At 30.3% G+C, this 22,715-nt stretch carries 21 protein-coding genes and 2 pseudogenes; 15 read left to right on the top strand and 8 right to left on the bottom strand.

Annotated elements, in window-relative coordinates:
• Nucleotides 1–61 precede the first annotated feature (61 nt).
• The 5 genes from mutL to GCU34_RS07260 all read right to left on the bottom strand — a co-directional run bounded on the left by mutL (nt 62) and on the right by GCU34_RS07260 (nt 3,886).
• The gene (mutL, locus tag GCU34_RS07240; protein WP_072784222.1) at nt 62–1,933 is read right to left on the bottom strand and encodes a DNA mismatch repair endonuclease MutL; all 1,872 of its coding nucleotides are present in this window, start codon (nt 1,931–1,933) and stop codon (nt 62–64) included.
• Complete coding sequence (locus tag GCU34_RS07245; RefSeq protein ID WP_072784224.1) at nt 1,934–2,221, bottom strand: riboflavin synthase subunit beta; 288 nt, start codon at nt 2,219–2,221, stop codon at nt 1,934–1,936.
• An 11-nt stretch (nt 2,222–2,232) separates the two neighbouring features.
• On the bottom strand, nt 2,233–2,469 hold the full coding sequence (locus GCU34_RS07250) for a hypothetical protein (RefSeq protein WP_072784225.1): 237 nt from the start codon (nt 2,467–2,469) through the stop codon (nt 2,233–2,235).
• A gap of 130 nt (nt 2,470–2,599) precedes the next feature.
• On the bottom strand, nt 2,600–3,088 hold the full coding sequence (ribH, locus tag GCU34_RS07255) for a 6,7-dimethyl-8-ribityllumazine synthase (protein ID WP_072784227.1): 489 nt from the start codon (nt 3,086–3,088) through the stop codon (nt 2,600–2,602).
• Nucleotides 3,089–3,094: 6 nt separating this feature from the next.
• A complete protein-coding gene (locus GCU34_RS07260) occupies nt 3,095–3,886 on the bottom strand; it encodes a tetratricopeptide repeat protein (protein WP_072784229.1) in 792 nt (263 codons plus the stop codon).
• Nucleotides 3,887–4,026: 140 nt separating this feature from the next.
• On the opposite strand from GCU34_RS07260, the gene recF reads away from it, so the two are divergent.
• The 13 genes from recF to GCU34_RS13935 all read left to right on the top strand — a co-directional run bounded on the left by recF (nt 4,027) and on the right by GCU34_RS13935 (nt 17,975).
• On the top strand, nt 4,027–5,106 hold the full coding sequence (recF, locus tag GCU34_RS07265; protein ID WP_072784231.1) for a DNA replication/repair protein RecF: 1,080 nt from the start codon (nt 4,027–4,029) through the stop codon (nt 5,104–5,106).
• Between the two features lie 91 nt (nt 5,107–5,197).
• Nucleotides 5,198–6,214, top strand: a complete 1,017-nt coding sequence (murB, locus tag GCU34_RS07270; protein WP_262489123.1) for a UDP-N-acetylmuramate dehydrogenase — start codon at nt 5,198–5,200, stop codon at nt 6,212–6,214.
• 61 nt (nt 6,215–6,275) lie between these two features.
• A complete protein-coding gene (locus tag GCU34_RS07275; protein ID WP_072784234.1) occupies nt 6,276–8,075 on the top strand; it encodes a T9SS type A sorting domain-containing protein in 1,800 nt (599 codons plus the stop codon).
• Between the two features lie 75 nt (nt 8,076–8,150).
• On the top strand, nt 8,151–9,860 hold the full coding sequence (locus GCU34_RS07280) for a T9SS type A sorting domain-containing protein (protein ID WP_152378402.1): 1,710 nt from the start codon (nt 8,151–8,153) through the stop codon (nt 9,858–9,860).
• A gap of 72 nt (nt 9,861–9,932) precedes the next feature.
• A complete protein-coding gene (locus tag GCU34_RS07285; protein ID WP_152378403.1) occupies nt 9,933–10,565 on the top strand; it encodes a hypothetical protein in 633 nt (210 codons plus the stop codon).
• Between the two features lie 122 nt (nt 10,566–10,687).
• Complete coding sequence (locus tag GCU34_RS07290; RefSeq protein WP_152378404.1) at nt 10,688–11,641, top strand: T9SS type A sorting domain-containing protein; 954 nt, start codon at nt 10,688–10,690, stop codon at nt 11,639–11,641.
• Between the two features lie 63 nt (nt 11,642–11,704).
• Entirely contained in the window at nt 11,705–11,908 is a 204-nt protein-coding gene (locus tag GCU34_RS07295) for a membrane or secreted protein (protein WP_072784237.1), read from the top strand.
• Between the two features lie 14 nt (nt 11,909–11,922).
• The gene (locus tag GCU34_RS07300; protein WP_072784239.1) at nt 11,923–13,032 is read left to right on the top strand and encodes a glycosyltransferase; all 1,110 of its coding nucleotides are present in this window, start codon (nt 11,923–11,925) and stop codon (nt 13,030–13,032) included.
• A complete protein-coding gene (locus tag GCU34_RS07305) occupies nt 13,023–13,601 on the top strand; it encodes an RNA polymerase sigma factor (protein WP_072784241.1) in 579 nt (192 codons plus the stop codon). Before GCU34_RS07300 ends, GCU34_RS07305 begins: the two co-directional genes overlap by 10 nt.
• 113 nt (nt 13,602–13,714) lie before the next feature.
• Complete coding sequence (gene lipA / locus GCU34_RS07310) at nt 13,715–14,590, top strand: lipoyl synthase (RefSeq protein WP_072784243.1); 876 nt, start codon at nt 13,715–13,717, stop codon at nt 14,588–14,590.
• Between the two features lie 118 nt (nt 14,591–14,708).
• A complete protein-coding gene (gap, locus tag GCU34_RS07315; protein WP_072784245.1) occupies nt 14,709–15,710 on the top strand; it encodes a type I glyceraldehyde-3-phosphate dehydrogenase in 1,002 nt (333 codons plus the stop codon).
• Between the two features lie 55 nt (nt 15,711–15,765).
• Nucleotides 15,766–16,497 carry a tetratricopeptide repeat protein gene (locus GCU34_RS13930; protein ID WP_227658655.1) on the top strand — a complete coding sequence of 244 codons (732 nt, stop codon included), beginning with the start codon at nt 15,766–15,768 and terminating at the stop codon, nt 16,495–16,497.
• 260 nt (nt 16,498–16,757) lie between these two features.
• Nucleotides 16,758–17,975: an ATP-binding protein gene (locus GCU34_RS13935; protein WP_227658656.1), complete on the top strand. Its 1,218-nt coding sequence runs from the start codon at nt 16,758–16,760 to the stop codon at nt 17,973–17,975.
• On the opposite strand, the gene GCU34_RS07325 is transcribed toward GCU34_RS13935, so the two are convergent.
• Together GCU34_RS07325 and lpxK are read right to left on the bottom strand one after the other, a co-directional pair.
• Nucleotides 17,959–18,774, bottom strand: coding sequence for a purine-nucleoside phosphorylase (locus tag GCU34_RS07325; protein ID WP_072784246.1), 816 nt, complete (start codon nt 18,772–18,774; stop codon nt 17,959–17,961). The genes GCU34_RS13935 and GCU34_RS07325 overlap by 17 nt on opposite strands.
• Nucleotides 18,764–19,752 (bottom strand): annotated as a pseudogene (gene lpxK, locus GCU34_RS07330) (tetraacyldisaccharide 4'-kinase). Before lpxK ends, GCU34_RS07325 begins: the two are co-directional and overlap by 11 nt.
• Nucleotides 19,753–20,021: 269 nt before the next feature.
• Between lpxK and GCU34_RS07335 the strand changes: the two are divergent.
• Both GCU34_RS07335 and GCU34_RS07340 read left to right on the top strand, forming a co-directional pair.
• Entirely contained in the window at nt 20,022–21,116 is a 1,095-nt protein-coding gene (locus GCU34_RS07335) for a Nif3-like dinuclear metal center hexameric protein (protein WP_072784259.1), read from the top strand.
• Nucleotides 21,117–21,118: 2 nt separating this feature from the next.
• Nucleotides 21,119–21,897 (top strand): annotated as a pseudogene (locus GCU34_RS07340) (zinc ribbon domain-containing protein).
• Nucleotides 21,898–22,139: 242 nt separating this feature from the next.
• Here the strand turns inward: GCU34_RS07340 and GCU34_RS07345 are convergent.
• Nucleotides 22,140–22,466, bottom strand: coding sequence for a hypothetical protein (locus GCU34_RS07345; protein WP_152378405.1), 327 nt, complete (start codon nt 22,464–22,466; stop codon nt 22,140–22,142).
• Nucleotides 22,467–22,715: the final 249 nt, after the last annotated feature.

The raw sequence follows: 22,715 nt of genomic DNA on the forward strand, positions 1-22,715 counted from the left end.
CTTCCTATAAAGAATATAATATTAATTATAAGCAAATGCTTAACCATATCTGTCATTCTCATCATAATGCAAATTTTTTATCTAAATCTTCCACACTCAAGGTAATGAAAGTAGGTTTATTAAAAGGTGACACGTTTGGATCTTTACATGCAAAAAGAGAATTTACTAAGTTTTCTTGCTCTTTTACATTTAAAAAAGTTCCTGTTTTAATTGCTAAGCTTTTTGCCATAGTTTTAGCAATACCATCATTTAACGAAAAACTATTTTCTGGAATTTCATTTTGTAAATTAGATAACAATTCTTCTAAAACAATGGATACTTCGCTTTCTTGAATGTTAACCGGAATACCTGAAATTAAAATACTTTCGCTACCAATTTCGTCAAAAATAAATCCTGTATTTTCTAATGAAGGTTTTAATTCTTCAATAAATTGAATTTCATCAAATGAATAAAACAATTCTAATGGAAATAGTAATTTTTGACTAGATGCACTTTGTACCGTAATATTAGCTAAAAATTGTTCATATAAAACGCGTTGATGTGCTTTGTTTTGATCTACAACCAACATTCCCGATTTAATAGAACTTACTATATATTTTTTATGAATTTGATAAGTTGTAGTAGTCTTTTCTACTTCAGTTTCATCAAACAACGAACCTGTTACTTCTTCGCTTTCAAATGAAATGGAAACAACTTCCTCTGTATCCGACTTTAAATCTACATACAAACTTTCCCACGAAGCCGATTCGCGTTTAGGAAAATTACTTTTAAAACCAAACGAACTAGAGCTAGATGTAGTCGTAGTAGCTTTAGTTGAAACTTCCTCAGCAAATGGATTAAAATTAGCATCGACTTGAATAATAGGCATCGACGAATCTTTATCTTTATACTCATAGGGAGTATCTAGATTAGGATCGCGTTCAAAATCTAAAACTGGAGCTACATTAAACTGACCTAAACTATGTTTTACTGATGCTCTTAAAATAGCATACAACGATTGCTCATCGTCAAACTTAATTTCCGTTTTAGTAGGGTGAATATTAATATCTATGGTATGTGGTGGTACTTGTAGATATAAAAAGTAACTAGGCTGATTTCCTTCTTTCAATAAACCTTCATAGGCACTCATTAAAGCATGATGCAAATAACTGCTTTTTATGAAACGATCGTTTACAAAGAAAAACTGTTCGCCTCTACTCTTTTTTGCAAATTCGGGCTTGCCTATAAATCCGCTAATTTTTACAATCTCCGTTTCTTCAGTTACTGGAACTAACTTTTCATTTGATTTTCCTCCTAAAATGTTTACAATTCTTTGTCGGTAATTAGAAGCTGGTAAATTAAATACTTCACTTCCATTATGAATCAAGGTAAAATAAATATTAGGGTGTGCCAAAACTACTCGTTGAAACTCATCAATAATATGACGCATTTCTACCACATCTGATTTTAAAAAATTGCGTCTTGCCGGAATATTAAAAAATAAATTCTTAATTAAAAAAGAAGTGCCTTTTGGTAATACTGCTACTTCTTGAGAAACAAACTTGCTCCCTTCAATTACTAAATGAATTCCTAATTCTTCTTGATCTTGTTTTGTTTTTAATTCAACATGAGCAATTGCAGCAATTGATGCTAGAGCTTCTCCTCTAAATCCTTTGGTATGCAAATCAAACAAATCTTCGGCATGGCGAATTTTTGAAGTTGCATGACGCTCAAAGCACAAACGAGCATCGGTAACATTCATACCAACACCGTTGTCTATAACTTGGATTAGAGTTTTACCAGCATCTTTAACTACTAGTTTAATATCTGTTGCTTTTGCATCGATACTATTTTCTAGTAATTCTTTTACTACTGAAGCTGGTCGTTGCACCACTTCTCCAGCAGCTATTTGGTTCGCTACATGATCTGGTAATAGTTGAATTACATTAGGCATTTATTTTCTTTTGAAGATCGATAAATCAAAATCAATTATAAATAAAAAAATCAATAACAAGATTCCAATAATAATTAAAATTCGGTTATTTGCTTCTTTGTTTTTATTGTATTTATAATCATTTAGTGCTTTTATAAATTTAGTTTTCAAACCTTTATTAGAGCCAATAGTAACACGATAATCGTCGAATTTTTGTTTAATTTCAAACGGACTACCTTCTCCATCTTGTTCGTAATACCTTGGTTGGTAACTAAACTTTTTATTTTTTCTTTTTGCCAAAAGTCCCATTTTGTTCAGTTTTAATTAATATACATGTCTAATGCATAAATCCCAAGCAATAATAATACCAATAAAAGTAGTAACGACCACATGGGCAAAACCGATTTCACTTTTCTGTTTTGTTTATGCTCTTCTTTCCATTTTGAAACAAAATCATTTTTCGATTCAGAATCGCTGGTATTCAAACTCTTATTTTCACCAGAAAACCTCGGTTGATAGTTAAAAGTTCTATTTTTAGACGACTTTATTAATTTCATTCCAAACGTAAAAATATGATATTGGTAAAGATTTTCAAAAATACGGATTTTTGAGCGTTATTCTCTCAATTATTTGTTAACAAAAAATCCCGAACAAGTCGGGATTTAGCGTTTTGAAAACGAATATTTTTTAAATCGACTTATTTAAAGCTACCATTTTAATTGCAGCGATAGCCGCTTCAGTTCCTTTGTTACCGTGTTTACCACCACTTCTATCGATAGATTGTTGCATGTTGTTATCGGTTAACACACAAAAGATTGTGGGAATATCGTATTTAATATTCAAATCTTTAATTCCTTGTGTTACGCCTTCACATACAAATTCGAAATGCATCGTTTCTCCTTTAATAACACTCCCAATAACAATAACGCAATCTACATTTTGAGTTTGAATCATTCTGTTAGCTCCAAAAGTTAATTCAAAACTTCCAGGTACATTCCAACGCACAATATTTTCCTCTAAAGTACCGCAATCTAAAAGTGCTGCTTTAGCACCATTAAACAATCCTTCTGTTATGGTTTCATTCCACTCTGAAACAACAATCCCAAACCGAAAATCTTTCGCGTTTGGGATTGTGTTTTTATCGTATTGTGATAAATTTTTATTTTCTGTAGCCATTATAGCTTATTTTGTCATTTCAATATAAGCATCAACATTCATTGATTCTCTCATACCTTCATAATTTTCTTTAATTTGAGTGTATAATTTATGAGCTTCTTCTTTTTTATTGTTTAAGAATGCCAATTGAGCCGCTTTTAATAAGAATCTTGGAGATGTATAATCATTCTCGTTCATTGAAGCCGCTTTTTTATAAGCTTCAATTGCATCTTCTACTTTATTTAATTCTGAATACACATCACCTAAAGCTCCTTGTGCCATTGCTCCTAAAACTGCATCGTCTGATTTAAATTTCAATAAAAATGTTTCAGCATTTTTGAAGTCTTTTAATTGTAAATAAGACATCCCAGCGTAGTAATTAGCTAAGTTTCCAGATTTTGTTCCAGAATATTGTTCAGCTACACCAACAAATCCTAATTTACCTTCACCACCTTTAAGTGCTAAATTAAATAATGAATCTTTAGCCGTATCTGTAGCAGCCAATGCATCATTAAAATAAGTTTGTGCTTGGTAAATATCGTTTAAAGCTTTATCTTCTTTAGGTTCTACAGCAAACTTGTTGAAAAAGAAGTATCCCAATGTTAAAATTGCGATTGCTCCAACAACTCCTAAAATAACTTTTTGATTTTTAGCTACCCACTCCTCTGTTTTGTTAGCAGTTTCATCTAATGTATCAAAAACCTCTGCAGTAGTACTTTCACCAGTTTCTACAACTTCTTCAAATTCATTGAACTCATTTTCAACGTTTTCATCTTTCGGTTTTGGTGCTTTATACCCTCTTTTGTTATATGTTGCCATTTATTAGAAATTTATTGAGGTGCAAAAATATAATTTTTATTGAAACTCGCACAAAAAATTAATTCAAAATTCAAAATCAAATTAAATTTAAATCAAATAATTATATAATCTGTTACTTTTGCATTTAAAATCGCATCATTTTGTTTTTAAAAGAACTCCATTTAATTAATTATAAAAATATAAGCCAACAAGATTTTATTTTCGACAGTAAAATAAATTGTTTTGTAGGTAAAAATGGTATTGGTAAAACCAATATTTTAGATGCTATTTATCAATTAGCTTACACCAAAAGTTATTTTAATCCGCAAGCCGTTCAAAACATTAAACACGATGAAGATTTTTTTGTTATCGACGCTGCATTTAACAAAGAAAGTAAAGAAGAAAAAATAACGTGTAGTTTAAAAAGAGGGCAAAAAAAAGTTATTAAGCGCAACAACAAGCCCTATGAAAAATTATCAGAGCACATCGGATTAATTCCTCTTGTTATGATTTCTCCTGCCGATAGTGATTTAATTTCAGAAGGAAGTGAAACGAGAAGAAAATTTATAGATGGCGTTATTGCTACTTCAGATAATTTATTTTTAAACGAACTATTACAATATCAAAAGCTTATTGCTCAACGCAATGCATTATTAAAATATTTTGCTGTAAATCATGTTTTCGACCAAGATAATTTAGCGATTTACGACGAACAAATTATTCCGTTAGGAAATCAAATTTTCGAAAAAAGGAAAAGTTTTTTAGCTCAATTTGTTCCTATTTTTAAAAAATATTACGCAGAAATTTCAAACGAAGCCGAAGAAGTCGATTTAGTGTATCAAAGTCAGTTATTAGAAAAATCTTTTGACAACCTTTTAAAGGAAAATCTAAACAAAGATCGAGCACTTCAGTACACGAGTTCAGGAATACACAAAGACGATTTAAACTTCGAAATAAGCGGTTATCCAGTTAAGAAATTTGGTTCTCAAGGTCAACAAAAATCGTTTTTAATAGCATTAAAGTTGGCACAATTTGAATTTTTAAAACAGAAAAGTGGCGCTGCTCCTATTCTACTTTTTGACGACATTTTTGATAAATTAGATGCTTCAAGAGTAGAAAAAATTGTAACTATGGTAAACAATGATGTTTTTGGACAAATTTTTATTTCAGACACACATGAAGAACGTACTGAAACCATTGTAAAACAAACACATCAATCTTATAAAATATTTAGACTTTAGATTGTTAGATTTAGAGATTGAATGATTAAATAATAAAAAATATAATTTTAATTCCAACTTGTCACTTCGAGCGGAGTCGAGAAGTAAAAAAATAAAAAACATGAACTACCAACATAATTTCTCTTTAAAAAGCTACAATACCTTTGGAATTGAAGCTTCGGCGCAATCTTTTATTGAAGTTACAAATGAGCAAGAATTAGCAAAAGTTTTAAAGGAAAATCAAAATATTTTTGTTTTAGGAGGCGGAAGTAATATGCTTTTAACTCAAAACATTAATCAATTAGTTGTTCATGTAAATTTAAAAGGTATCGAAATTGTTCAAGAAGATGCAGATTTTGTTTGGGTAAAAGGAAATGCTGGCGAAAACTGGCACGAATTTGTACAATGGTGTATTACAAAAGACTTTGGTGGTATCGAAAATTTATCGCTAATTCCTGGAAATGTAGGCACTACTCCTATCCAAAATATTGGTGCTTATGGTGTGGAAATTAAAGACACCATGTTTAGTTGCGAAGCTATGGAAATTGCAACTCAAAAAATGCGAATTTTCACCAATGCGGAATGTGAATTTGCTTACCGCGAAAGTATTTTTAAAAACGAATTAAAAGGACAATTTATCATTACATCGGTAATTTATAAATTAACAAAAAAGAACCACAACCTCAACACTTCTTATGGTGCTATTGATGCCGAATTAGTAAAAATGAATGTTGAAAAACCTACTATAAAAACAATTAGCGAAGCGGTAATCGCCATTCGTAGTAGTAAATTACCAAACCCTAAAGACCTTGGAAATAGCGGAAGTTTCTTCAAAAACCCAATTATTTCTAAAGCACAATATGACAAAGCTGTGGAACGATTTCCTGAAATGCCACACTATAAAGTTTCAGATAATGAAGTTAAAGTTCCTGCGGGTTGGCTTATTGAGCAGGCTGGTTTTAAAGGAAAACGTTTTGGCGATGCAGGAATTCATAAAAACCAGGCTTTAGTTCTAGTAAATTATGGTGGCGCTACAGGAAAAGAAATTTACGATTTATCGAAACTGATTCAAAAAACGGTTTTAGAACAATTTGGAGTTGCTATTGAAGCCGAAGTGAATATTATTTAAATAATAAGCAAAACGTTATTGTATAAAATTTTTTATTATTTTTATTGGCAACATATTACCTGTGAAAACTATAAAAAACATTTATTTATATCTATTACTCTTCCCTATTTTAAGTCTTTCTCAAAGTTTTCAGTGGATTCAAAATGGAGGAGGCAATAATACAATTAGCGGGAGTTTCTACTATCAAAAAGAACAAGTAATTGATATAGCTACAGATAGTCAACGAAATGTTTACATTATTTCAATTGTTAGTAAGGATGGAGCATTAGTTAATGAAAATCCTATAACAACGTATGAAGCAAATTCAAACAATTATGATTTTTTATTAGTCAGTTATTCCTGTGATGGAAACTATCGTTGGCATAAAGTTTTTGGAGGTGGAAGCTCAGAATATCCTTCTTGTATTGAAGTTGATAGCCAAGATAATATATTCATAATTGGTTTTTTTGCAGAATGTGACTTACCATCGGACTTGTATTACTCTACAGCTCGAATAGGAGATAATAATGGTATTGATTATACATCACCTAATACCCCTACTTCTTGTCAAAGAACATTTTTAGCTAAATTCAATTCAAATGGTACTTTTCAATGGATACATTTTCCTTATTCTGCAATAGATAATTTCCCTTATTCCTCACATCCGTTCTCTAGTAGAAATTTTTATATCATAGACGATGAAATTTATTGGATAGCTAGTATTCCTCCAGGTAGTTATGAAGGAGGCTCATTTAGTAATACTAACAATAGTTTTCCATTCTTGTATTATCTATTAAAATATGATACTTCTGGTAATTTTATAAGTGCTACTCCTTTTGATTTAGAACTTTCAAACTATACTTCGGCAGAGTTACGATGGTATCGAAACCCTTATAATGGGTATTATTATGCTTTATATTTAAACAACTCTAGCAATAACATTACAGTATCAGCTGGCGGTAATAATCTCGATTATACTTTACCTAAAATAATTTGTTTTAATGAACTAGGACAATACCAATGGCATAGAGAATCAACAGGTACAAATTTCAATTTTTTAGCAATTGATTTCGATTCTAGTAATAATGTTTTTATATCCGGAGCTACAAAAGGCACAACTACTGACAGTTTTTTAGGTTGGACATTAAATGGTTTATTTACAGGTGCATCTTCTTACATAATGAAATGTAACCCAAATCTTACTGCATATAATTGGGTAACTTATTATACAACCCCAGGCTTTATTGCAGGATATATTCAACAACCATTAACTTCAATATATTACGACACATTTAATAATGAGCTTGTTTTTGGTGGTAGTATTGCTACTTCAACATTTTCTTGGAATCCTGTAACATTAACTGGGCCCGGATCGAACAATAGTAGCGATCCTTTACTTGCAAGATTTGACCCTTCAAATGGTAGTTGTTTAGGTATGCATAGAATTATTGGCACTAATGGTTATCAAGATGCTTTTACTTCTATTGAACAAGATATAGCAGGCGATTTAATTGTTGGTGGTTATATGGGTTTAGATTTAACAGACAGCTATGGCAATACTAGTTTTACTAGTGGTGGAAACTCCGATTTTTTTGTAACTAAATTTGCTAATCAAGTTTGCCAATCGTTAAGTAATGAAAGTTTTGAGAGTGACACCATTGAAATATATCCAAATCCGACTAAGAACATTCTGAATATTATTAATCTATCTGAAAACTGTGAATATACAATTTTCAATATAATGGGTTCAAAGGTGCTTTATGGTAAAGTTACTCGAGAATCAAATTCTATCGATTTATCTGAACTTCAATCTGGATATTATATTTTAAATTTAAATAAATCAAATGGTTTGAATAAAACTTTAAAAGTTATAAAAGAGTAATTTAATTTGAATTTTAAACTATACATAATAGTAGTAATCTTTCCTCTTTGTTGCTTTTCCCAAAGTTTTCAATGGTTGCAAAATGGAGGAGGAAATAATTCGGTTAGTAGCAACAAAAGAGAAGAAGTGATTGATATTGCGACAGATAGTCAACGAAATGTTTATATTGTTTCTAAAATTAGTAAAGATGGTACTATGTTAAACAGTTCTTTGCCTATATCAGTATATGAATTAAACTCAAATGATGTTGATGTAATTTTGGTTAGTTATAGTTGTGAAGGTAATTATCGTTGGCATAAAGTTTTTGGAGGAGGAGATAATGATAATATTGTAGGTGTTGAAGTGGATACACAAGATAACATTTTTGTAGTTGGAAGTTTAGCACAATGTAGAAATGATGACGGTTCTTATCCTTCTTATTCTATACCCAGAATTGGCGATAATAATGGAGTAGATTTTATATCTAGTAATACTCAAGACTTTTGTAATCGTAGTTTTATAGCTAAGTTTACTAGTAATGGAGTTTATCAATGGGTTCATTTTTTTCATGACCCCGTGCCTTATGACCAACCAACTTTATTTATGATTCGCAATACATATATAGTTAATGATAATTTATTTTGTATTGCAAGAATTGCCCCAGGAAGTTATGAAGGAGGCGCATTTAGTAATACCAATAATAGTTTACCTTTTTTACATTATTTATTAAAATATGATACTTCTGGTAATTTTATTAGTGCCACACCATTTGAATTAGAACTCTCAAATTATACTTCAGCAGAGTTACGATGGTATCGTAATCCTTATAATGGGTATTATTATGCAATCTTTTTGTATAATTCTAATACTATTACTGTAAGTGCAGGAGGAAACAATTTAGATTATACTTTACCTAAAATTATTTGCTTTAATAATTTAGGTCAGTATCAGTGGCATAGAGAACCAAGTGGAAGTCAAATTAATTTTACCTCATTAGATTTTGATTCAAGTAACCATTTGTATCTATCTGGAGTAGGGAATAGTTTTATTAACGACACATTTTTAAATTGGTCAGTACCTTCAAATACAGGAGTAACTAGTTATATAATGAAATGTAACTCTGAAGTTACATCGTATGAATGGGTAACAAATTTTTCTGTACCAGGTTATCCTGTAGGATACAGTCAACAAAATAGGGTTTTATTTTTTGATCAATTCAATAACGAATTAATTTTCGCTGGAGATATTGCAGGAAATAGTTTGTACTGGAGCCCAATTACACTTACAGGTCCTGGAGTTAATAATAGTGGTGACCCATTACTTGCGAGATTCGATTCTTCTAATGGAAATTGTTTGAGCATGCATAGAATTGTAGGGACAAATGGTTTTCAAGATTCATTTACTGCAATTGAACAAGATGTTGCTGGCGATTTAATTGTAGGAGGATTTATGGGATTAGATTTAACAGATAGTAATGGGAATACCCATTATACAAGTGGAGGTAATACTGATTTTTTTGTAACAAAATTTGCTACACAAGCTTGTCAATCGTTAAGTAATGAGAATTTTGACCATCTTAAAATTGATGTTTTTCCAAACCCCACAAGAGATATTTTAAATCTAAATAATGTACCAGAAACAATGCAGTATATTATTTATAATCTTATGGGCGCTAAAATGCTAGAAGGGAATATTTCATCTGAATTAAGCAGTATTGATGTTTCAAAACTTTCTATGGGTTGTTATCTATTAAGTTTAAAAAACGAAAAGGGTTTAATAGAAACTTTTAAAATAGTAAAAGAATAAATATTGAATTTTAGACACTACATACTTGTTCTAATTTTTCCATTCATAGGCTTATCCCAAAGTTTTCAATGGTTGCAGAATGGAGGTGGAAATAATTCGGTTAGTAGCAACAAAAGAGAAGAAGTGATTGATATTGCAACAGATAGTCAACGAAATGTTTATATAGTTTCTAAAATTAGTAAAGATGGTACTATGATAAACAGTTCTTTGCCTATATCAGTATATGAATTAAACTCAAATGATGTTGATGTAATTTTGGTTAGTTATAGTTGTGAAGGTAATTATCGTTGGCATAAAGTTTTTGGAGGAGGAGATAATGATAATATTTTAGGTGTTGAAGTGGATACACAAGATAACATTTTTGTAGTTGGAAGTTTAGCACAATGTAGAAATGATGACGGTTCTTATCCTTCTTATTCTATACCCAGAATTGGCGATAATAATGGAGTAGATTTTATATCTAGTAATACTCAAGACTTTTGTAATCGTAGTTTTATAGCTAAGTTTACTAGTAATGGAGTTTATCAATGGGTTCATTTTTTTCATGACCCCGTGCCTTATGATCAACCAACTTTATTTATGATTCGCAATACATATATGGTTAATGATAATTTATTTTGTATTGCAAGAATTGCCCCAGGAAGTTATGAAGGAGGCGCATTTAGTAATACCAATAATAGTTTACCTTTTTACATTATTTATTAAAATATGATACTTCTGGTAATTTTATTAGTGCCACTCCATTTGAATTAGAACTCTCAAACTATACTTCAGCAGAGTTACGATGGTGTCGTAATCCTTATAATGGGTATTATTATGCAATCTTTTTGTATAATTCTAATACTATTACTGTAAGTGCAGGAGGAAACAATTTAGATTATACTTTACCTAAAATTATTTGCTTTAATAATTTAGGTCAGTATCAGTGGTATCGTGAAGTAACTGGATCTGCAACATTAAATACCTTAACTTTTGATGATCAAAATAATATTTATGTAGGAGGTTTTCCAGGTAATCAAATCTTACCAGGTAGTTTTAATAATTACTCCTACACTTCTGGTTATGATGGCAATTATTTTATAATGAAATGCAATTCTGATATTACATCCTATGATTGGGTTACAAGATATTCAACTCCAGGTAATATTGGAGGTTATGGGCAACTAGCATCATCATCCTTACATTATGATAGAATTAATAGTGAAATAATTTTTGGAGGTCAAATAATATTAAATACAACATGGGGAACACAAAATATTTTAGGTCCTGGAGTTAACAATACAGGAGACCCATTACTTGCGAGATTTGATTCTTCTAATGGGAATTGTTTGAGCATGCATAGAATTGTAGGGACAAATGGTTTTCAAGATTCATTTACTGCAATTGAACAAGATGTTGCTGGCGATTTAATTGTAGGAGGATTTATGGGATTAGACTTAACAGACAGTAATGGAAATACCCATTATACAAGTGGAGGTAATACTGATTTTTTTGTAACAAAATTTGCTACACAAGCTTGTCAATCGTTAAGTAATGAGAATTTTGATTATCTTAAAATTGATGTTTTTCCAAACCCCGCAAGAGATATTTTAAATCTAAATAATGTACCAGAAACAATGCAGTATATTATTTATAATCTTATGGGCGCTAAAATGCTTGAAGGGAATATTTCATCTGAATTAAGCAGTATTGATGTTTCAAAACTTTCTGTGGGTTGTTATCTATTAAGTTTAAAAAACGAAAAGGGTTTAATAGAAACTTTTAAAATAGTAAAAGAGTAAATTTTACCCTATACAAATAACAATTCATTTTTCTTTTGTAAATTTGCATCAAAATAGAATATCATGAAACTAGCATTACTTACCATAGGATTATTATTATTAGCAGTTGCCGGAATTGCCATTAAAATTTGGGGTAAAAAAGATGGTAAATTCGCAGGAACATGTGCTAGTCAAAGTCCGTTTTTAAACCAAGAAGGCGAAACTTGTAGCTATTGCGGAAGAACTCCAGAACAATACAAAGATTGTAACGAACCTTCACACTCTTAAGTTTTTCTTCTTTTATGGTTTTTGAAATTCTACTCATTGCTTTTGCAACAGTAACTTTGTTGCAATTCCTTTATTATATCGTTTTTTTCGGAAGGTTTAGTTTTGCTAAAAAGCACGAAGCTAAAACTAAGAAAATTCCTATTTCAGTTATTGTTTGTGCTAAAAATGAAGCCGAAAACGTAAAAAAGTTTGTTCCGCTACTTTTAGAGCAAAATTATCCCGATTATGAAGTTGTCCTTATCGATGATGCTTCAAGCGACGAAACTAGAGAACTTTTTGAGTATTTTGAAAAACAAAACACAAAGGTTAAACTAGTTAAAGTAGACAACAATGAAGCTTTTTGGGGTAATAAAAAATATGCCTTAACATTAGGAATTAAAGCTGCTAAAAACGAATATTTACTTTTTACTGATGGCGATTGTTACCCAAATTCAAACAATTGGATTACGGAAATGACGGCGCATTTAACCATGCATAAAACTATAGTTTTAGGTTATGGTGCTTATGAAAAAGTTAAAAATTCTTTCTTAAATAAAATTATTCGATTTGAAACTTTATTAACTGCTACGCAATATTTTGCTTGGGCAAAAATGGGGCAACCCTACATGGGAGTTGGTCGAAATTTAGCCTACAAAAAAGAAGAATTTTTTAAAGTTCGTGGTTTTATGGATCACATGAAAATTCGCTCTGGAGACGATGATTTATTTATCAATCAAGCAGCAAATAAACAAAATACCACAATTTGTTTTTCAGAAGATAGTTTTACTTATTCGGAACCAAGAAAAACTTTTAAAGAATGGTTTAACCAAAAAAGACGTCATGTTTCTACGGCTAAACACTATAAAGCTTTCGATAAATTTCAATTAGGCTTATTCTTTTTTACACAAATTAGTTTCTTTTTACTAGCTGTAATTCTTTTAGCTTTTCAATACCAATGGATGATTGTGTTACCAATTGTAGTTTTTCGCTACATTTTCACTTGGTTATCTTTAGGTTTTGCCGCTGGAAAGTTGAAAGAAAAAGATGTAATGTATTGGTTCCCATTTATTGAAATATTCCTTATATTCACACAATTAAACGTTTTCATTACTAACATTTTTTCAAAACCAGTACATTGGAAATAACATCCGAAATCATTCAAAGTAATATTGAAAAAGCAAAAAATGGCGACCAAGTTGCTTTTACTTTTTTGCTCGATTTTTATTGGAATGAAGTGTATGGTTTTATGCTAAAAAGAACTGAAAACGAACACGATACCGATGATATTGTTATTGAAACTTTTGCAAAAGCTTTCGACAAATTAAACAGTTATAATCCCGAATTTGGTTTTAATACTTGGTTAATTACTATTGCAAAAAACGTTCATATCGATATGTTGCGCAAAAAGAAATCCTCTCTATTTGTTGACCTATCAAGTGAAGATGATGAACGCGCTTTTGATGTCGTTGATGAAAGTCCTTCAGCCGAAGATGATTTAATTACAGAACAAAATCTTTCGCAATTATTGCAATACATCAAGCAACTAAAACCAGCTTACCAAGAAGTTATTCAAATGCGTTATTTTCAAGAAATGAGCTATCAAGAAATGGCAGAAAGTTTAAACGAACCATTGAATAACATTAAAATTAAATTACTGAGAGCTAAAAAATTACTAGCAGAAGTAATTACAAAAAAGGAGAAAAAAAGAAAGTAATTCTAAACTTTTTCTTTTTTCAAGGCTTAAATTCTTTTAGTAGAAATTTATAATTTCTAACTTCTAATTTCTAATTTGCATATCGTATCTTTGCATTTCGAAAAAGAATTATTATGGAAAATGTAGCTGAAAATGTATTTCCTCCTAGAGAGCCTAAACCAAAATGGTTAAGAGTTAAATTACCAACTGGAAAAAACTATAGTGATCTTCGCGGATTAGTAGATAAATACAAATTAAATACTATTTGTACTTCAGGAAGTTGTCCTAATATGGGCGAATGTTGGGGTGAAGGAACGGCTACATTTATGATTCTTGGAAATGTTTGTACGCGTTCGTGCGGTTTTTGTGGTGTAAAAACAGGACGACCAGAAACTGTAGAATGGGACGAACCAGAAAAAGTAGCTCGTTCAATCAAAATAATGAAAATTAAACACGCTGTAATTACTTCGGTAGATAGAGACGATTTAAAAGATGGCGGTTCTATTATTTGGGCAGAAACTGTAAAAGCTATTCGTAGAATGAATCCGGAAACTACTTTAGAAACATTAATTCCAGATTTTCAAGGTATTCATAGAAACATTGATCGTATTATTGAAGTTGCTCCAGAAGTTGTTTCGCACAACATGGAAACCGTTCGTCGTTTAACTCGTGAAGTGCGTATCCAAGCAAAATATGATAGAAGTTTAGAGGTTTTAAAATACTTAAAAGATCAAGGCATAAAAAGAACCAAATCGGGTATCATGTTAGGTTTAGGTGAAACTGAAGAAGAAGTTATCGAAACTTTACACGATTTAAAAGCTGCCAATGTCGATATTGTTACTATCGGTCAGTATTTACAGCCTAGTAAAAAACATTTACCTGTAAAGGAATTTATTCGTCCAGAACAATTTGAAAAATACGAAAAAATAGGAAAAGAACTTGGTTTCCGTCATGTAGAAAGTGGTGCTTTAGTGCGTTCTTCTTATCATGCCGAAAAACATATTCATTAAAACGTCAAATCGAGTGTTTTTTTGATTCGGTTCTCGATAATTTTCTTTAGAAAAACTCGAACTGACGAACCAAAAAAATGTATCGAGAATAAATTAAAGTTAGAATTTAGAACACTAAATGACGAAAATAAAAGTTGCTATAAATGGATTTGGTAGAATTGGCCGAAATGTTTTTCGCTTATTACTAAATCATCCTTCTATTGAAGTTGTTGCTATAAATGACATTGCCGATAATAAAACTATGGCACATTTATTAAAATACGACAGCATTCATGGCATATTACCACAAACTGTAACTCACGATGAAAACGGAATTTATGTTGAGAATCAGTTTGTGCATTTTTTTCATGAAAAGGAAATTAGCAATTTAAATTGGAACGATTTACAAATTGATTACGTTGTGGAATCTACAGGTAAATTTAAAACTAGAGCCACTTTAGAAAATCATATTAAAGCGGGTGCTAAAAAAGTTATTTTATCTGTTCCACCTGAAGACGATTCCATTAAAACTGTAGTTTTAGGTGTTAACGATTCTATTATTGATGGTACCGAAAACATTATTTCAAATGCAAGTTGTACTACAAATAATGCCGCACCTATGATCAAAGTTTTACAAGAACTTTGTAAAATTGAACAAGCATACATTACAACCGTACATTCTTATACAACCGATCAAAGTTTACACGACCAACCTCATAAAGATTTAAGAAGAGCGCGTGGAGCTGCACAATCTATTGTTCCTACAACAACTGGAGCTGCAAAAGCTTTAACAAAGATTTTCCCTGAACTTGATGGAAAAATTGGAGGTTGTGGTATTCGTGTTCCTGTTCCAGATGGTTCTTTAACGGATATCACATTCAATGTAAAAAAAGAAGTTACGATTGAAGAAATTAACGCTGCATTTAAAAAAGCTGCCGAAACAGATTTAAAAGGAGTTTTAGCTTATACCGAAGATCCAATTGTTTCAGTAGATATTTTAGGAAATACAAATTCTTGTTTATTTGACGCCCAATTAACATCTGTAATCGACAGAATGGTGAAGGTTGTGGGTTGGTATGATAATGAAATTGGTTACTCTTCTCGAATCGTAGATTTAATTTTATTCTTAAACAATAAATAATTTTTACTATTTTTATAACAAGTTACTCACCAACTTCACAAATAGTAAAATTGCATTGAAGAAGAAGATTTCATTTCAAATACTTTTATTCTTTTTAGTAACCTTTTCGGGTTATTCGCAATCATTGTACAAAGAAGTTGCCGAAATTAATGACAGTGTCGATTACTATTTAGAAATTGCAATTTTCAACAAAGAAGATAAAAAATCGTTTAACAAAGCAATTGTTTACACCGAAAAAGCGATTGATTTTGCTATTAACAACAAATTAGAACACAAACTTGCCGATTGTTATTTAGTTCTAGGTGGCATTTATTACGATTTAGAAAAACCAGAAACCGCAATTGAACATTTTATTCGAAGTATAAACATTTATACAAAAGAAGACGCAAACTCAAATTTAGCACTCGCCTATTATAATCTTGGAAAATGTTATTTAGAGAAAGATAAACCTGAATTATCGGAAATTTATTTTAAAAAAGCGACTTCCATTTATCAAAGTCTAGAATTTGATGATGCTATCGAACTCATAAACCTGCAAAAAGGAATACTTCAAAAAAACAAAGGAAATATTAATATTGCCGAAGAAATTTTTAAAAAAGTAATTGCTAATATTTCGGATAGTAATGCTTTAATTGAAACCAAAATTGAAGCTTATTATCAACTTGGAGAAATTTATTTTACGAAACTCAATTATGATGCCGCTATTGATGCTTTTGAAACTGCACATAAAATAAACCTCAACAACAATAAAAATATTGTACTTCAAAAAAGGTTCTTAAGAAGTTAAGTGAGGTTCTTGCAGAAACTAGCGATTTTAAAAGATCAAATATTTATCTAAACCGATACATAACAATTTCTGATTCTATTGGTGAATATTACTCAAAATATTTATCGGATAATACTTTTGAGAAGATTGAATTTGACAAACAATTAAAAACTATTGAATTACTCGATAAAGAAAAAAAGAACCAACAAAAAACGCTACGTTTTTCTAAGCTTATCAGTATTTTAAGTATTGCTTTAATTTCCATTTTATCGTTATTAAGTTTGTCTTTATACAAAAACAACAAAATAAGAATTTCGACCAATAAACTTTTAAAAGAGAAAAACTTAGAACTCACATTAGAAAAAGAAAGAGCAGAAAAAGCATCGAAAGCAAGAGCTGAATTCTTAGCAACTGTGAGTCACGAATTAAGAACTCCATTAAATGCTATTAACGGAATTACCTATCTTTTACTTCAAGAAAAACCAAGAGCTAATCAATTAAATTATCTAAAATCATTAGAGTTTTCAGGAAGTTACTTACTCAATTTCATTAACGATATCTTAGAAATTAACCGATTAGAATCGGATAAAGTAATGGTAGAAAATATTAATTTCTCCCTAACTGAACTTCTAGACAATATTAAAACTTCTTTTAAAGAATTTATACTTTCAAACAATATCAATTTCCATCAAAGTATAGATTCTAATATAAATTATAACGTTGTTGGCGATCCTACAAAACTTTCACAGGTTTTAATCAATTTAATTAATAACGCTATAAAATTCAGTAAAAATGGTGATGTTTGGTTAACCATTAATGAAGTAGAAAATGATGGTGAAAATGTAAAATTATTTTTCGAAATAAAAGATAACGGAATTGGAATTCCAAAAGACAAACAAAAAGATATTTTCGACAGTTTTAGTCAAGGTTCAGTAGAGATAAATAGAACTTACGGCGGAACTGGTTTAGGACTTTCTATTGTAAAGAAAATTTTAGAAATTCTAGGAAGCGATATTCATTTAGAAAGTGAAAGCAATCATGGAACTAAGTTTACTTTTACTTTAGATTTCAAAAAAGGAGCATCTATAAAAACAGAAAATTTACAACAATCTACAGATGAAACTATTTTTATAGACAAAAACATCCTTTTAGTTGAAGACAACAAAATTAATCAAATGATTACCAAAAAAATGCTTGAGAAAAAAGGCATGGAGTGTACAGTTCTTGAAAATGGTGAAGATGCTATCGAAAATTTAAAGGAAAATCAGTACGATTTAGTTTTAATGGATGTTCATTTACCAGGAATTAATGGAACTGAAGCCACTGCAATAATTAGAAAATTTGATTCTAAAACTCCAATTATTGCGCTTACTGCTATTTCTTTAAATGAAAACCGAGAAATGCTACTTTCTTTTGGTATGAATGATGTAATTACAAAACCATTCATCCCAGAAGAATTTTATAACACTATTTCAAATCATCTTACAGTTTCACAATAAGATTTTTAATTAAGTTTCGCACAACAGGTTCCGCTTTCTTAGCAGCTTCTAAAACCTCATCGTGATTCACTTCTTCAATATTATCTTCATCACCCATATCGGTAATTACAGAAACACCAAAACAATCCATATTCATGTGTCGTGCTACAATAACTTCAGGAACTGTTGACATTCCTACGCAATCGGCACCAAGAACTTTTACCATTTTGTATTCTGCCAAAGTTTCAAACGTAGGACCTTGTAAGGCTAAATAAACGCCTTCTTTTAAATCGAACTGAAATTCTTGGGCAATTTGTCGCGCAACTTTCATGATGCTTTTAGAATAAGGTTCGCTCATGTTTAGGAATCTTGGCCCAAAACGCTCATCATTTTTCCCACGAAGCGGATGCTCTGGCATAAAATTAATATGATCGGTAATCATCATGACATCACCCACTTTAAAACTCGGATTTACTCCGCCAGAAGCATTTGAAACCACTAATCTTTGAACACCTAAATATTTCATTACGCGAACAGGAAAAGTCACTTGTTGCATGGTATAACCTTCATAATAATGAAAACGCCCTTGCATGGCTACAACTTTTTTATTACCAATTGTTCCAAATAACAAAGCTCCTTTATGCCCTTGAACAGTCGAAATAGGAAAATTTGGTATTTCGTTATACGAAATTGCATATTCTACTTTAACATCATCTGCAAATCCGCCTAAACCAGAACCTAAAATTACTCCAAATTCTGGTGAAAAATGATTGGTTTTTTCGTTTAAAAATTGAACAGTTTCTTGAACTTTATCCCACATATTCTAAAATCTTTTTATCAAATTCTTGTTTGTTGTTTATCGCAACTTTTATTGGTAAATAATACAAATATTCCTTACTAATTTTTCCTTTCAATCGCATAAAATCTTTTTCGGTAGTAATAATTTTTTTACCATTTGCTTTCGTAATGATATTCTCAATTTCACTCTCCGAAAATTCATGATGATCAGGAAATAACATTACTTCATCATTTTCTTTTTCAAGAAATCGACAAAGCTTTTGGGTTTTGCAATTCCAGCAACTATTAATTTAGGTTCGTTTACAGCAGAAATAGTAACAGCAGATTCGCCATTATAAATTTGTTCGTCGTAAACAATGTGACTAAAAAATACCGGAACGCTAACTTTTAATTTCTTAATAATATTTTGCTGCGCAATTTCAGAAATATCATGCGGACATTTTGTGACAATTATCACATTAGCTCTTTTTTTACCAAAAGAAGGTTCTCTTAAATCGCCAAAAGGCAAAATATAGTCTTCTGAAAAAAGATTGCTATAATCGGTTAGTAAAACGGTAAAGCCAGCCGTAACTTTTCGATGTTGGTATGCATCGTCTAAAAGAATAATTTCAGGTTGTACCAATTGCATCAATTGTTGTACACCATTGGTTCTATTACCATCAACCGCAACGGAAATATTTTTAAACTTTGTAAAAAACTGAAACGGCTCATCTCCTATTTCTGTTGGTTTTACTTGTTCATTAGCTAAAATAAATCCTTTAGTTTTGCGACCATAACCTCTACTTAATGTTGCTATCTTTTTATTTTGAAGCAAGCGAATTAAATACTCTATGTGAGGTGTTTTACCAGTACCGCCCACACTAAGATTCCCAACAACAATACTCTTTACAGGAATTTTATAACTTTTAAAAATTCCAATATCATAAAATACGTTACGTAGATAAGTAATTATCCAATAAAAGATTCCGAAAGGAAAAAGTAATTTTCGTACCAATTGCATAACACGAAAGTAATTATTTTAATACAAATTCAATCTATTTAAAACAAATAAAACACTTCAAATCGCTATTAAAATAGTATATTTGATTTGTCTTTTGAGTTTAAATTGAAATTCGTCAGTTCGAGTGATTTTTGTCAATTCGAGTGAAACGAGAATAAAAAAATCTTATCGAGAACAAGAATTTAGAAAATAACATTAGTTCTCGATACAAAATTCTTTCAGAATTTCACTCGAACTGACGGACGGTTATAATAGAAATACTACTCAAAATGGAACTACACAAAATTCTTTCTGTTTTAGAAGAAATGGCGCCACTACAATACGCCGAAGACTTCGATAATGTGGGTTTATTAGTTGGAAATCCAAACGATAACATCACTGGTGTTTTGGTTTGCCATGATGCTTTAGAAAATGTAATTGACGAAGCTATAGAAAAAAAATGCAATTTAGTAGTTTGCTTTCACCCTATTTTATTTAGTGGTATTAAGAAAATTACGGGTAAAAATTATGTCGAAAGAGCTATTTTAAAGGCTATTAAAAATGATATTGCTATTTATGCCGTTCACACAGCACTAGACAATCATAAAAAAGGTGTGAACAAAATATTTTGTGATGCTTTAGGTTTAACAAATACAAAAACATTGGTTCCAAAGGCAAATTACATTAAAAAGCTGGTAACGTACACTATTTCCGAAAATGCTGAAAAATTAAGAAATGCTTTATTTGATGCGGGTGCTGGAAAAATTGGCAATTATGAAGATTGCAGTTTTAACAGCAAGGGAATTGGCACTTATTTAGGAAACGAAGAATCGAATCCTGAAATAGGCGAACGTTTTGAATTTGTAGAAAACGAAGAAGTTAAAATTGAAGTTACTTTCGAAAAACATTTGGAAACTAAAATTTTAAAAGCGCTGTTTAAAAATCATGTGTACGAAGAAGTAGCTTATGAAATTTATTCTTTAGATAATTTACATCAAAATATTGGTTTAGGAATGGTAGGCGAATTTGACACAGCACTAACTGAAACCGATTTTCTAAAATTTGTAAAAGAAAAAATGCAATGTGGTGGTATTCGTCATAGTGCTTTTACGGGAAAAACTGTTAAAAAAGTGGCGGTTTTAGGCGGTTCGGGAAGTTTTGCCATTAAGCAAGCCATCGCTTCTGGTGCCGATGCTTTTTTGACTGCCGATTTAAAATATCACCAGTTTTATGAAGCTGAAGGAAAACTACTTTTGGCCGACATTGGACACTTTGAAAGTGAAAGATTTACAAAAAATTATATTGTTGATTATCTTAAAGAAAAAATCACTAATTTTGCAATCATTTTATCAGAAGTAAATACAAACCCGGTTCAATATTTTTAAATATGGCAAACACTAAAGAACTAAGCGTAGAAGACAAGTTAAGAGCAATTTACAGCTTACAGTTAATCGATTCTAAAATTGACGAGATCAGAAGCGTAAGAGGAGAATTACCACTAGAAGTTGAAGATTTAGAAGACGAAGTTGCTGGTCTAACTAAGCGTTTAGAGAAATTTAAAAATGATTTAGACACAATTGATGCTCAAATTAAAGAGAAGAAAAATGCTATAGACGAGCATAAAGCTACTATAAAAAAATATTTAGAGCAACAAAAAAATGTTCGCAATAATAGAGAATACAACTCTTTAACAAAAGAAGTTGAGTTCCAAGAATTAGAAATTCAATTAGCAGAAAAGCACATTAAAGAAATGAAAGCTTCTGTGGAGCATAAAAAGAATTGGTTGCCCAAACTAAAGAAAAATTAGATGGTAAACAAAACCACTTAAAGCACAAAAAAGCGGAATTAAAAGATATTATGGCTGAAACTGAAAAAGAAGAAAACTTCTTAATGGAAAAATCGGCTGAATATGAAAAACAAATTGAGGAGCGTTTATTAGCTGCTTACAAAAGAATTAGAGGAAGTGTAAGAAACGGTTTAGCGGTAGTTTCTATCGAGCGTGGTGCTTCTGCAGGTTCTTTCTTTACTATTCCACCACAAACGCAAATGGAAATTGCAGGTCGCAAAAAAATTATTACTGACGAGCACAGTGGTCGTATTTTAGTAGATAATGTTTTAGCTGACGAAGTGAAAGAAGAAATGGAAAAATTATTTGCTAAGTTGTAAGAACTGGTAAATTATAGATAAAAAAAATCCCAACTCTACGAGTTGGGATTTTTTATTATGGTAGCATAGATTACGAATCTATGTTAGATAGAATAATTTTATTAATAATTTATGAACTTTACATTAGTTAGCTTTTTTTATTTTACTAAATAATAATAGAGAAAAAACAAATTGTAGAATAAAATTAATTATATAATTGTAAATTGATTTATTCATAATAGGAATTGTATAAAACAAAAAAGTCAAAACAAAAGACATAAAAAGCAAAAAGAAAAATCCATAACGGTCCCATGTCCTCCTAAACCCGTTTTAACCCTATAAATTGATAGAATAAAAAGTAAAGAACCTGATGATAAATACATCAAAATAAAAGATCTATTGTCAGTAATTTTACTTGTATTCGAATTCAAATTCTGATTTGAATTATCATTTAATAACACTACATTTTTTTTAAATTCATTTAAAAATGACAAATAATGTCTTGAAATAAGAATTTCATTTTCCATATTTCTTAAAACTCTAAGCTTATCTTCATCTTCATTATAGTTGTTTTTTAATTTATTAATCATTTCCAATTGATTTAACTTATTATTTAAAAAATAATTAAAAGTAAGATTAAACGAAAAATCAATAAACAGTAAAAAAACTAATAGACTAATAAAAAATGTAAATTTTGAAATTACTGAATTAGTTTTACTCGTAAAAATATCATAGAAAGATTTAATACCTTCAAACATTTTAAATTATAGTTTTTATTATTAACAAATATAACCAAATCAAACTTCTAATTACTTACCATAAATTTAAAATTATTTATA

It is taken from the genome of Flavobacterium haoranii (assembly GCF_009363055.1).
Taxonomy (GTDB): domain Bacteria; phylum Bacteroidota; class Bacteroidia; order Flavobacteriales; family Flavobacteriaceae; genus Flavobacterium; species Flavobacterium haoranii.